Origin of the sequence: Bacillus swezeyi (genome assembly GCF_030908325.1) — a bacterium.
Lineage (GTDB): Bacteria > Bacillota > Bacilli > Bacillales > Bacillaceae > Bacillus > Bacillus swezeyi.
Window position 1 is genome coordinate 280,084 of the sequence record NZ_CP133085.1, and the last position, 13,132, is coordinate 293,215.

At 45.4% G+C, this 13,132-nt stretch carries 12 protein-coding genes; 11 read left to right on the forward strand and 1 reads right to left on the reverse strand.

What is annotated here, in order from left to right:
• Positions 1–20 precede the first annotated feature (20 nt).
• From RBH91_RS01590 to RBH91_RS01640, 11 genes are all read left to right on the forward strand, one after another.
• A complete protein-coding gene (locus RBH91_RS01590) occupies positions 21–1,397 on the forward strand; it encodes an MFS transporter (RefSeq protein WP_076757970.1) in 1,377 nt (458 codons plus the stop codon).
• A gap of 36 nt (positions 1,398–1,433) precedes the next feature.
• Positions 1,434–2,801 (forward strand): glucarate dehydratase, encoded by a 1,368-nt coding sequence (gene gudD / locus RBH91_RS01595; protein WP_307893223.1) that lies wholly within the window; start codon positions 1,434–1,436, stop codon positions 2,799–2,801.
• Between the two features lie 102 nt (positions 2,802–2,903).
• Complete coding sequence (locus RBH91_RS01600) at positions 2,904–3,617, forward strand: FadR/GntR family transcriptional regulator (RefSeq protein ID WP_307893224.1); 714 nt, start codon at positions 2,904–2,906, stop codon at positions 3,615–3,617.
• Positions 3,618–3,750: 133 nt separating this feature from the next.
• On the forward strand, positions 3,751–5,283 hold the full coding sequence (garD, locus tag RBH91_RS01605) for a galactarate dehydratase (RefSeq protein ID WP_307893225.1): 1,533 nt from the start codon (positions 3,751–3,753) through the stop codon (positions 5,281–5,283).
• A gap of 186 nt (positions 5,284–5,469) precedes the next feature.
• Positions 5,470–6,150 carry a response regulator transcription factor gene (locus tag RBH91_RS01610; protein ID WP_307894615.1) on the forward strand — a complete coding sequence of 227 codons (681 nt, stop codon included), beginning with the start codon at positions 5,470–5,472 and terminating at the stop codon, positions 6,148–6,150.
• Position 6,151: 1 nt separating this feature from the next.
• Positions 6,152–7,087: a HAMP domain-containing histidine kinase gene (locus RBH91_RS01615; protein ID WP_307893226.1), complete on the forward strand. Its 936-nt coding sequence runs from the start codon at positions 6,152–6,154 to the stop codon at positions 7,085–7,087.
• Positions 7,088–7,181: 94 nt separating this feature from the next.
• Complete coding sequence (locus tag RBH91_RS01620) at positions 7,182–8,105, forward strand: ABC transporter ATP-binding protein (RefSeq protein WP_307893227.1); 924 nt, start codon at positions 7,182–7,184, stop codon at positions 8,103–8,105.
• 14 nt (positions 8,106–8,119) lie between these two features.
• Positions 8,120–8,803, forward strand: coding sequence for an ABC transporter permease (locus RBH91_RS01625; protein ID WP_404802461.1), 684 nt, complete (start codon positions 8,120–8,122; stop codon positions 8,801–8,803).
• Positions 8,804–8,818: 15 nt separating this feature from the next.
• Complete coding sequence (locus RBH91_RS01630) at positions 8,819–9,517, forward strand: ABC transporter permease (protein ID WP_307893228.1); 699 nt, start codon at positions 8,819–8,821, stop codon at positions 9,515–9,517.
• Positions 9,518–9,691: 174 nt separating this feature from the next.
• Positions 9,692–10,753, forward strand: a complete 1,062-nt coding sequence (locus tag RBH91_RS01635; RefSeq protein WP_307893229.1) for a DUF3900 domain-containing protein — start codon at positions 9,692–9,694, stop codon at positions 10,751–10,753.
• A gap of 776 nt (positions 10,754–11,529) precedes the next feature.
• A complete protein-coding gene (locus tag RBH91_RS01640) occupies positions 11,530–12,438 on the forward strand; it encodes a macrolide 2'-phosphotransferase (RefSeq protein ID WP_307893230.1) in 909 nt (302 codons plus the stop codon).
• A gap of 51 nt (positions 12,439–12,489) precedes the next feature.
• On the opposite strand, the gene RBH91_RS01645 is transcribed toward RBH91_RS01640, so the two are convergent.
• Positions 12,490–12,912, reverse strand: coding sequence for a MarR family transcriptional regulator (locus RBH91_RS01645; protein WP_307893232.1), 423 nt, complete (start codon positions 12,910–12,912; stop codon positions 12,490–12,492).
• Positions 12,913–13,132: the final 220 nt, after the last annotated feature.

The window sequence follows — 13,132 nt, forward strand, 5'->3', positions numbered from 1 at the left end:
TGAATAAAGGAGAAGATGCTATGAAAAAAAATCGTGCAGCCTTGTCCCAAACCGCGGGGAAAAAGAGTTCAGTCCGCTGGTTTATCGTATCTATGCTGTTTTTCGTCACATCTATTAATTATGCCGACCGCGCGACACTATCGATTGTCGGCGATTCTGTGCAGCATGAGCTTGGGTTGAGTTCGGTTGCGATGGGGTATGTTTTTTCCGCATTTGGCTGGGCCTATGTGATCGGCCAAATTCCCGGAGGCTGGCTGCTTGACCGGTTTGGATCGAAAATCGTCATTGCCGCCAGTATCTTCTTTTGGTCTTTATTTACCTTTTTGCAGGGAATGTTAGGTTTTTTTGCTGCCGGAACGGCCATCATCCTCTTATTCGCCCTTCGTTTTCTCGTCGGGCTGTCAGAAGCGCCGTCATTTCCGGGAAACGGCAGGGTAGTTGCTTCCTGGTTTCCCAGTTCTGAGCGCGGAACGGCTTCGGCGATCTTTAATTCGGCTCAGTATTTTGCCTTGGTTATTTTTTCACCGCTGATGGGGTGGCTCGTTCATTCTTTCAGCTGGCATACGGTTTTTATTATCATGGGAGCTTTGGGGATTGTCATGTCTGTTGTTTGGCTGAAAACCGTTTACGAACCTAAAAAACACCCAAAAATCAATGCTGCCGAATTGGCGTACATCGAAAAAGGCGGCGGGCTTGTTTCAATGGATGAAGGAAAGATAGCGGAAAAGAAAGTCAGGGAATCGCAATGGCCCTATATTAAACAGCTTTTAAGCAGCCGAATGCTGATTGGGGTATATATTGCCCAATACTGTATCACAACTCTGACTTATTTCTTTCTGACGTGGTTTCCGGTCTATTTGGTTCAAGCGCGCGGCATGTCGATCCTTGAAGCGGGATTCGTCGCTTCACTGCCTGCAATATGCGGATTCTTAGGAGGATTATTGGGCGGATTTGTATCAGACCTGCTCCTGAAAAAAGGCTGTTCCTTAACGACTGCCAGAAAAACGCCGATCATCCTCGGCATGCTGATGTCCTGCACTATGATCATTTGCAATTATGCAGACTCGGCTTGGCTTGTCGTCTTCATTATGTCGCTGGCTTTTTTTGGAAAAGGTTTCGGTGCATTGGGCTGGGCCGTTGTTTCGGATACTTCTCCAAAGGAGTGTGCGGGGCTGAGCGGCGGCATTTTCAACACCTTCGGAAATATCGCATCTATCACGACTCCGATTATGATCGGCTATATTGTTAATGCGACAGGCTCGTTTAACGGAGCGCTTGTTTTTGTCGGCGCCAACGCGATTGCCGCGGTATTGAGCTATTTATTTCTCGTAGGACCGATCAAGCGCGTGAAGCTGAAGAAAGAAGAAGACGCATCAGATCCATCTTTGTCCATCTGAAATGTAAGCGCTTTATCAGAAGGGGGCTAAATTAATATGAATTCACATATTCGCCAGCAAGTAAAAGAGGAGAAAACATCAAACACTCCATCCGTTATTGATATGCAGGTCATTCCTGTGGCCGGGCATGACAGCATGCTTTTGAATTTAAGCGGGGCTCACGGACCGTATTTCACCCGGAATATCGTCATCTTAAAAGATTCATCCGGAGCTGTCGGCGTCGGCGAGGTGCCGGGCGGAGAGCGGATTCGCCATACTTTGGAGCAAGCGAAGCCGCTGGTCATCGATCAATCAATCGGTGCGTTTCACTCTATGTTACAGTCTGTCAAACGGCGGTTTAAAGATCGGGATGCAGGAGGCCGCGGGATGCAGACCTTTGACCAGCGGACGGCAATTCATGCAGTAACGGCATTGGAAGCGGCGTTGCTTGATTTGCTGGGAAAGTTTCTCGGCGTCCCTGTTGCGGCGCTGTTAGGTGAAGGCCGGCAGCGGGATAAAGTGAAGATGCTCGGATATTTGTTCTACATCGGCGACCGAAATCGCACGACACTGCCATATATCAGTGAACAAGAAGCACATGATGAATGGTTCCGTCTGCGGCGGGAAGAAGCGCTGACACCCGAAGCGATCGTCCGCCTGGCTGAAGCAGCCCATGATCGCTATGGTTTTCATGATTTTAAATTAAAAGGCGGCGTCTTGGCGGGAGAAGAAGAGATCGAAGCAGCCGCAGCTTTGGCCAAACGGTTTCCTGATGCAAGGATCACACTTGATCCAAATGGTGCGTGGTCATTGGCTGAAGCGATTGAGCTTTGTAAAGACAAACACGATGTGCTTGCATATGCAGAAGACCCTTGCGGAGCGGAAGCGGGGTATTCCGCACGGGAAATCATGGCTGAATTCCGCCGTGCGACATGTCTTCAGACTGCCACCAACATGATGGCCACCGACTGGCGGCAAATGGGGCATGCGATACAATTGCACGCTGTGGATATTCCGCTGGCAGACCCGCATTTTTGGACGATGCAAGGTTCTGTGCGGGTTGCTCAAATGTGCCATGAATCGGGACTGACTTGGGGCTCTCACTCAAATAATCATTTTGATATCTCACTGGCGATGTTCATCCATGTTGCAGCGGCAGCTCCAGGCGAGATCACGGCGATTGATACACATTGGATTTGGCAGGATGGCCAGCGCCTCACAAAACAGCCTTTTTCAATCATTGACGGACACGTCCATGTCTCTGAGAAACCGGGACTCGGCGTTGAAATTGATATGGAACAGGTTGAAGAGGCGAATGAACTGTATGAAAAAATGAATCTAGGAGCGAGAGACGATGCCGCCGCCATGCAATTTTTAATTGAAAATTGGCGGTTTGACCAGAAACGCCCGTGCCTTGTTCGATAAAAAGGGATCAGCGGTTTTCGGTGACTCGAGCGCCCCCAATTCGACATTGTCATATGTTGTATTTTGTCTTACAATATGAACAACTGGAAGGGGGCCACATCCATGGAAGAAGATATGGAAACATTGCAAGTTGAATCAGTCAATCGAAAAACATTGGCAAAGCAGGTTGTTGAACGAATCGTTCATTTATTATCAAGCGGCCAGCTGAAGCCTGGTGATAAATTACCGACGGAAATCGAACTGATGGAGAAATTGAATGTCAGCAGACCCGTTCTAAGGGAAGCTTTAATATCACTCGAAACCCTCGGAATCATCAAAAGAAAAACACGCGATGGCACGTATTTTAATGATAAAATCGGCATCCAGCCGTTTTCTGTCATGCTGGCTTTGGCGGTCGATAATTTGCCGGCCATTATCGAGGCACGCATGGCGCTTGAACTCGGACTGGTCACGATTGCCGCCGAAAAGATCAATGACAGCCAGCTGGCAAGGCTGCAGGAAACGATCGATGTCATTGCAAACAGCACGGATAATAATTACGGAGAAGCGGATAAGGAATTTCACCGGATTATCGCCTTGAGCGCGAACAACCCGGTGCTGGAAGGCATGATTCAATCACTCTTGATCACACACGCCAAAATCGACAGCCAGATTCCGTACAGAGAAAGGGATCGAACTGTCGAATACCATACGAATATTTTGAAAGCCCTTCAACAAAGAGATCCTTATCAAGCCTATCATCATATGTATGAGCATTTGAAATTTGTGCGCGACAAGATATTGAATGGTCTAAATGGTGAAAATACTGTTCATTAGCCGTTTGGACAATTAGAAAAAGGACAGTCTTGAGCCGTTTGACAGCGCTTTCTATTTTTGGAGCGGTACGCCTGATCATACTTGCTGCACCGCTTCAAAATCGATGATTAAAAAGGGGAGTTGGTCTTAACCTATGGCTGCACATGTAAATCAAAACGAAGCCCCGCTTTACATTAAGGTGAATGCAAAAGACAATGCAGCGATTATCGTCAATACAGGGGGTCTTGCCAAAGGAACGGTATTTCCTTGCGGGCTCGAGCTGCAAGAACGCATTCCCCAAGGGCATAAAGTGGCTCTGGCAGACATAAGCCAAGGCGGCGCTATTATCCGCTACGGTGAAATCATTGGCTATGCCGTCAAACCGATTGAAAAAGGCGGGTGGATTTCTGAATCGCATATCAGACTGCCGGAAGCCCCGCCCCTCGAAGAATTGCCGATCTCGAACAGAATTCCAGAATCAATGCCGCCTCTTGAAGGGTACACATTTGAAGGATATCGGAATGATGACGGGAGTGTCGGAACGAGAAACGTCCTCGGCATTATGACAAGCGTACAATGTGTGGCAGGCGTTCTCGACTACGCCGTTAAACGAATTAAAGAAGAGCTCCTTCCTAAATACCCCAACGTTGACGGAGTGGCGGCATTAAATCATCAGTACGGCTGCGGAGTGGCCATCAACGCTCCTGAAGCAAACATTCCGATTCGAACGATTCAAAATATCGCCAGGCATCCTCATTTCGGAGGTGAAGCGATGGTGATCGGACTAGGCTGTGAGAAGCTGCTTCCGACGAGGATAGCGCCTGAAGGCGGCGCCGAAAACATTCTCTCATTGCAGGAACGGCAAGGGTTTCAGCAAATGATACAATCGATTATGGAAATGGCCGAAGAGCGTTTACAAAGACTGAATGAGCGAAAGCGGACAACATGCCCGGTCTCAGATTTGGTCATCGGTCTGCAATGCGGGGGCAGCGACGCTTTCTCCGGTGTAACCGCCAACCCGGCTGCGGGGTATGCAGCCGATTTACTGGTTCGCGCGGGTGCCGCGGTGTTATTTTCAGAAGTAACCGAAGTTCGTGATGCCGTTCATTTATTAACACCGCGCGCTGTCAATGAAGAAGTTGGCCGCGCCCTGATTCGGGAAATGGCCTGGTATGATCGCTACCTGGAAAGAGGTGAATCAGACCGAAGCGCCAATCCGTCGCCCGGGAACAAGAAAGGCGGGCTGGCAAACGTGGTGGAAAAATCGCTCGGATCGATTGCGAAATCGGGAAGCAGTCCGATCAATGCCGTATTGGCGCCCGGTGAAAGGGCGGTGCAGAAGGGGCTTATTTTTGCGGCAACGCCTGCCAGTGATTTTGTGTGCGGCACTCTGCAATTGGCCTCGGGAATGCATCTCCAAGTGTTCACCACAGGCAGAGGCACGCCGTACGGCCTTGAGATGGCTCCGGTTATCAAAGTGTCAACCCGGCATTCATTGTCAGAAGATTGGCGCGATTTAATCGACATTAATGCCGGGCGAATCGCAACCGGTGAAGCCTCAATAGAGGATGTCGGCTGGGAGATCTTCCGGACGATTCTGGATGTTGCAAGCGGGAGGAAAACGTGGGCTGAACATTGGGGACTCTCCAATGATTTGTGTTTGTTCAATCCGGCGCCTGTCACTTGAGCTGAATAGTTATTACTTCATTAGTGTGGAAGGCAGATTGATATATCGGTCGCAAGCCCCGGAAAATCGAGAGGGACTAGAAAAATAAATAATTTTGTAAAAAACACACGCTTTTCAATTACAATGAGTGTAATTGCACGTGTGTTTTTTATTTTGAAAAGGATGGGTGAAGAGATGCAGCGTATATTGCTTATTGAAGATGATCATTCGATCAGTGAAATGGTCAATCATTATTTAACAAAAGAAGGATTTCAGGTCGTCCTTGCCTTTGATGGAGAAGAGGGCATTCGATTGTTTCAGCAGGACAATTATGATGTGATCCTGCTCGATGTCATGCTTCCTAAACTGAACGGAATGGATTTTCTGAAAATAATCCGCGAACAGAGCAAGGTCCCGATTTTAATGATTTCTGCAAAAGACGGGGATGTGGAAAAAGCGCTGGGGCTTGGCTTTGGTGCGGATGATTATATTGCCAAACCGTTTTCGATGATCGAACTGACCGCAAGAATAAAAGCCGCCATTCGGCGGGCAACGCAATATTCCGTCAGTGAGCCGGCAAATCAAAAAATATTACGTGTCCACGAGCTTACGGTTGATATAGAAAATGTATCCGTACAAAAAAATGGTGAACCGCTTGAGCTGACATCAACGGAATGGAAGATGCTGACTTTGTTTGTGACAAACCCTAAAAAAGTGTTTACAAAAGAACAAATCTATCGTTCGGTTTGGAATGAGGATTATTTTGGCGATCAAAATATTATTAACGTCCATATGAGGCGCCTGAGAGAAAAGATAGAGGATGATCCTTCCTCCCCACAATATATTAAAACGCTTTGGGGCATCGGCTATAAATTAGGAGAGTTTTAGGATGACAATGTTATGGATTGGCATTCTGATAATTTTAGCGTCTCTCAATATCTTTCAATATAAAATGAAAAAACAACGGGACCGAAACTTGAAGTACACCACGGAAAAGCTCAGTGTGATGCTAAATGAGCAGGCGGCTGATCAAATTTTATTAGGAACAGATGATAAAGTACTGCGGGCTCTGCTCGTGCAAATTAACCTGTTTGTTGAGGAGCATCAGCACATAACAGCCCGTTTTGCAAAAACGGAGCAGTCTATGAAACGAATGCTGACCAATATGTCCCATGATCTGAAAACTCCGCTGACCGTCGTGCTCGGATATATCGAAGCGATCCAAAATGATTTAGACATGGCCGAAGAGGAGCGAGAAAGGCTGCTGGAAAAGCTTTACCAAAAAACAGGTGAAATCATACAGCTGATGGATTCTTTCTTTGACTTGGCCAAGCTTGAATCAGAGGATAAGCAAATACTGCTCACTAAAATACATATCAACGAAATATGCAGAAGAAACATTCTCCAACACTATGATGCTGTTCAGGCAAAAGGTTTTAAAGCAGTCATCGACATCCCGGATACTCCGGTTTATGCACATGGAAATGAAGAAGCGCTTGACCGGATTCTGCAAAACCTTTTATCAAATGCGATTCAATATGGTGCAGACGGAAAGCTGATCGGACTCTCCCTTACATATGATGAAACGCGGATTGTCATTACTGTATGGGACCGTGGGAAAGGGATTAGTGAGCATGATCAGCAGAGGGTGTTTGAAAGGCTGTATACCCTTGAGGAATCGAGAAATAAAGCGTTCCAGGGAAGCGGGCTCGGTTTAACAATTACAAAAAGGCTCATTGAGAAAATGGGAGGGGACATCTCTCTCCAAAGCAAGCCTTATGAACGGACAGCGTTTTCCATCACGTTAAAACGAATGACCTACTAGCAAACGTAAGAATTTCTTAAGAAACAAGAAATAAAAAAGACAGCGTCCATCGCTACAATAGACGCATAGCAGAGACAGGAAAGGAGAAACAGTGTTGACATACATCGTACAAACAAGCGGGCTCACCAAAACATTCAAAGGTCAAGAAGTTGTTTCAAATGTAAGCATGCATATACGAAAAGGAGAAATATACGGTTTTCTCGGCCCGAACGGAGCCGGGAAGACGACCATCATGAAGATGCTGACGAGCCTCGTAAAACCGACAAGCGGTGAAATCAATATCCTTGGGCATAAGCTGACAAATCGATCATACGAGATTCTCGGCAAAATAGGCAGCATGATCGAATACCCGATTTTTTATGAAAATCTGACAGCTATAGAAAATTTAAATCTGCATTGCGAGTATATGGGATATCACAATAAAGCCAAGATTCAAGAAGTGCTGGACATGGTGAATTTAAAAAATATCGACAGCAAACCCGTCAAAACATTTTCGCTTGGTATGAAGCAGCGTCTTGGAATAGCGCGGGCCATTCTCACCAAACCCGACTTGCTCATCTTGGATGAGCCGATTAATGGCCTTGATCCTATCGGAATTAAAGAAATCAGAAACTTATTTCAAGTATTGAGCAAAGAGTATGGAATGACATTGCTCATCTCAAGCCACATCCTGAACGAAGTAGAGCAAATTGCAGATACAATCGGAGTGATTCGGGATGGCAGACTTGTTGAAGAAGTGTCTATGGAAAGCGTAAGGGGACGGAACACTGAGTATATTGAACTCGTGACGCCGAATCAATTGCAGGCTTGCTTTGTGCTTGAACATGAGCTTCAAATTGCTAATTTTAAAATCCTAAATGATAAAACGATCCGAATTTATGATGCCGAAGCTTCTCAAACAGCCATTTCCAAAGCCCTGGTTTTGAATGATGTAGAAATTGAATCCATGAATAAAAAGCATACTTCGCTTGAGGACTACTTCCTCAGCTTAATCAACGGCAATGCGGTCAATGCATAAGGAGGCGGGGAAATTTGCTGAATTTGATTAGAATCGAAATGAAAAAGCAGAAGCTGGGCTGGTATGTACGCGGAGCCATTTTTGCCAATTTAATCATTCTCGGTTTTCTGTGGATGGTTACCTACACAGAAGGCAAGGATACGTTCCAAACTATTAATGAAACATTTCTTGTGATCGGCACTTTCGTCAGAGCAGTTTTTATCATTTTCGGCGCTGTGCTGATCTCAAAATTAGTGATTTCAGAGTTTAAAAACAAGACAATACTTGTGATGTTTACGTACCCGATCAACCGAAAAAAGCTGCTGGCTGCTAAACTGCTGATCGCAGGCGGGCTGACCTTCTTCACGATATTGATATCAAATGCATGCGTTGCAGCTGCTTTTTTTCTGCTGAACTCAATCTATGATCTCATACCCGGTGAATTAACAGCTGATATGGTTTCTCAGCAGGCTCTAAAAATGATAGTTTTTGCTTTCGGCGCCGCAGGAACCAGTTTAGTACCCATCTTTTTCGGGATGCGAAAGCATTCCACTGCGGCAACTATCATTTCGTCTGTCGTGATCAGCATGCTGATCAGTTCCACAAGCCCAGGCTATTCTATTTCTTCAATTGTTTATATTCCCTTATCTCTGGCCGCTGTCGGTCTGGCTTTTTCCTTTATGGCTGTTAGGCGAATCGAAAAAATAGATGTATTTTAACGGAGTTGAAGTTCAATGCTGAATTTGATTAAATTGGAGTTTCAAAAAACAAAATTAGGGTGGTATTACAAAGGTGCAGTGATTGCAAATCTATGTATTCTCGGTTTGTTGTGCTTGATCGGGTCAGAGGAAAAAAGCCTCCCTCAAGTAAAAATGTCGATGGCTGATGCGGCATCCACGCTGCTGCTTATAGGGGTTTTTGTGAGGTCTGTGTTTATTGTTTTTGCAGGCGTGTTGATTGCCAAACTGGTCATCGGAGAGTATAAAAATAGAACCATCACGGTTATGTTTACATATCCAGTCAGCCGAAAAAAACTGATGGCTGCAAAACTTTTACTCACTGGCGGAATAACCTTTTTTACAATCATTGTGTCCGAACTGGTTCTTGCATATATTTTCTCGCAGCTCAATGATTTTTATCAATTCAGCCCGGAAAAGCTGACGATGCAAGCCATAGGAAATGAGATTGGCAGTATGCTGATTTATGCTGCTTCCTCCACAGGATTGAGTTTTATTCCATTATACTTTGGAATGCGCAAACAATCAGTTCCTGCCACCATTGTGTCATCCTGCATTTTGATTACGCTGATCAGTCAGCAAAGTCCTGGATTTTCGCTTGCTTCTATTATTTATATCCCGATTTCATTGGCTGTAGTAGGGATTGTCATCGCGTTTTGGTCTATTCGAAAAATTGATCGGGAAGATGTGTTATAATATCGGCTATTTGTTCAACCGTAAAATCCGGCCATTTAGCGAAGGTGCTTCAAAGTGAAGAAAATAATATGATCGCTCAAAACATATGAAGTGCCATAACTGACAAATTGACGGAATACCGGCATTTACCTATACTTGAAGAACTGAAACAACAAGAAAACGGGTGAACATGTCATGGAATTTGAAATTCGCTATATTTCTTTTTACGTCATCCAGGTCGATGGCAAGGATGAGCAGGCCAACAAGCAATATAAACATTTTCAGACGCTGGATACAGAGGAATTTGAAAACAGTGAGCTGAAGGATTTCTTAGACGGGGAATTGAAAAAAATCGTCAAGCGGAAAGCCGAGCGCCATCCAAAGTCAGAGCAGGTGCCGACGAAAATCGGCCGCTTCATCACAGAGCCGGGGCATGAGCTTGATTCTAATCCGAACTACAATCTGTTTCACAAAACAAAACTGGCAGAGACAAAGGAAGAATTCAATGAACTGAGCGAACAGTTCGTCCGCACATACCTCGACACGAGCGCCGTCAGGGGAGGCGTTTTTTTAGTGGCGACAGCCGTACCGCGCAAATACTTCGATGATACATTTGTCTTTGTCATGAAGTGCGACTTTGAACCGAAGGTCGCTTCGATCGCCGATGAATCCTCGCTGATCCGCAAGGTCGAAATGGCGATCACGACAAAAAACATGAAATCGATTCAGTATCCGCACATGCCTGAAGAGGGGATGACAGAGGAAAGCGAAGTGAAAATCCACCAGGCCTCACACGCGCGCTACTTTGAAGATTTCTTAAAGTTCGTCGAGTACGGCGAGTCGATGCCGGAAATCATGAAATCGCAAGTGATGAACATGGTGCAGGAACATGTGTATGAAACATATGAGGACAGCAGCGAAGAGCGCCAGCAGTTTGAACACGACCTCGAAATCTGGGAAGCGAGCGAAAAGCGGGAGATTCAGGAACGCCTTGATACGCATCAGGTGGTCGAAGCCGCCGCCCAGATCGTCGAGCATGTTCCCGAGGCAGAGCTGAAAATGAAGCTCGGAGAAACCGAGATTAAAGGATTGCTTGCCGACTTCGGGGACTCGATCCACCTCGCAAAAGTGAACGGCCGCTATGTGGCGCTGATTGAAGCGGAGACGATTTCGTTTGAGAAAGGCAGTTCTCCGGTGGAGTTTTATAAGCCTGAAGGGCTGCATGAAGTGATTGAGCGGATTCGGAATAAGGATTAGAGAAAGTTGGACACTTTTATTGGAAAAAGGCATCCGCACATGTGGGGTGCCTTTTGTCTATTTCACTTTTTGCTTTTCTCGAAAATGAAATGACGGTTTTAGGATCGAAAATAAACTTAGGAATGTACATTCACTATTTTAGATGAATGAGGTGTTCATGATGTTAGAAATGAAAGCTGGGGCGGCGATCCAGATGACTTTTTTGTTTCATTCGAGTTTTTCAAACGATTGATATGAAGAGCGGTGTCTTTGGCGGAACCTGCATAAAAGCACTTTTCATCGCTGATGGCTTCGTTCAGGCTGACCGCCGCTAGATGTGCGGGAATTCCTGAAGGCTGAATTTTAATGCCCTTTTTTCTGCTTTCATAAGTGCACTTCCTTTATCAGGATGATTTACATGATACTTGAATTTTTCGTTGTGAGTCATCAGAAAACCTGTTAAAATAAATCTAATGATAAAGAACGGAGGGATTTCCTAAAATGGGATACATTAGATTCCGATTGAACTTTGTCCTCGCTAACTAAATAGTGAACAAAGTCTCTGCCTGTATGCAGGGTAATCGGGATTGGTCTGCCTATTTTTAGGGAACCCTTATACAATAAAAGAGGGGGAGGCGCGGATTCCTGCGCCTCTTTTTTTTCTTTAAAAATGGAAAACCGCTCTTGCTGAAGAATAACCTTCAGTTTATTTTTCATATCTTTTTTCCGTTTACTGACAGCACAGGCAGATGACCTGTGTTTTTTGATGGAGAAAATCAGTAAAGGGGAAATCATAGATGACAAACGTACATGAGCAAATTGAAAATATGTTGAAATTGGCGGAGAAACACGGACTTCAGCTAAATAGGGAAAATGCACAGATGAATGAGTCGGGCATGGATTTTCAAGTCGTTTTTGCCGATGATGCATCTGGGATGAGATGGGTGCTGAGGAAGCCGAGGCGCGAAGATGTGATTGAAAGGGCCGCGGCTGAAAGCAGGGTGCTGAAGCTACTTCAGCACCACCTCCCTGTTGACGTGCCGGATTGGCGCATCCATACACCGGAATTGATTGCGTATCCGAAGCTTGTCGGAGTTCCGGCCGCAGTCATTGATATGGAGATTAAAAATTATGTATGGAATATGAATCATCAGCCGCCGTCTGAAGCGTTTGTCAGATCGTTAGCCAAAACGCTCTCAGCTTTGCATGGAATCAATCATCAGACCGCGGCTGAAGCGGGGATACAAGTGATGAATCCGCATGACGTACGGCAAACAAAAGCGGAGCAGATGGAGCGGATCAAAGAAGAGCTTGGTGTCAGTGACGTTCTCTGGGAGAGATGGCAGAAATGGCTGTCTGACGACTCGTATTGGCCTTGGTATACCGCGTTTATTCACGGAGATCTGCATCCGCCCCATATTCTGATTGACGCAAATGATCAAATCACAGGCCTGTTGGATTGGACGGAAGCAAAAGTCGCCGATCCGGCGAAAGATTTCCTCCTTTATCAGACAATTTTGGGAGAAGAGGAGACGGCCCGGCTGATCGCTCATTATGAGGAGGAAGGCGGCCGCGTCTGGCCGCGGATGAAAGAGCACATTGCTGAAATGCAAGCCGCCTACGGTATTGAAATCGGCATGTTTGCTCTTCAGACAAAACAAAAAGAGCACCTGGAGATGGCGCATGAGGCGCTAGGGGTAAAATAGGGAAGAGGTTGATAATGAGTTGAGGCTATCGATCTATTCGATAGCCGTTTTTTATGACAGAAAAACCTTTTCTACCAACGCAAAAAAAGCCGCTTTTTCGTCTTTTGGCAGTTTGTCGAACATTCTGTCAATCAATGCTTGACGGTTTTCCACCATTTGCGCGGCGATCCGTTTTCCCTCTTGTGAAAGTTCAAGCCAGACGGTGCGGCGGTCTTCATTATTCCTTGATCTGATGACAAGCCCTTCTTTTTCCAAATGGTTCAGAGCAGTCGTTGTCGCTGAGGGAGAAAGCGATACCTCCTGCAAAATGGTCTTTACCGTACATGTTTCGTGTCTGTAAATGATACGCAAAATAAACCCTTTAACGCTTGTGACGTTTTTGGGGAGCGTTTCTTCGTCTAGTTTTTTTGAAGAACGCAAATATTTCGTCAAGGCATGATCCAATAGATGGGCTTCAATCCGATGGTGCTTCATGAAGGTTTCCTCATTTCCGGCATCGTGTAAAAGGGGATCAGAATCAATCCACTGATCTAATCAAACATAGGTCAATTTTATCATAAGTCAAGGCATTGAAAAAATGTTTTAGCTATTTGTGAATCATCCAAATTAATTACTTTTGTTATTAATTCACAAACGTAACAATTCCATAATGAAATTGTTTTACAATGGATATTTTTTGTTTTAGAATGAATTT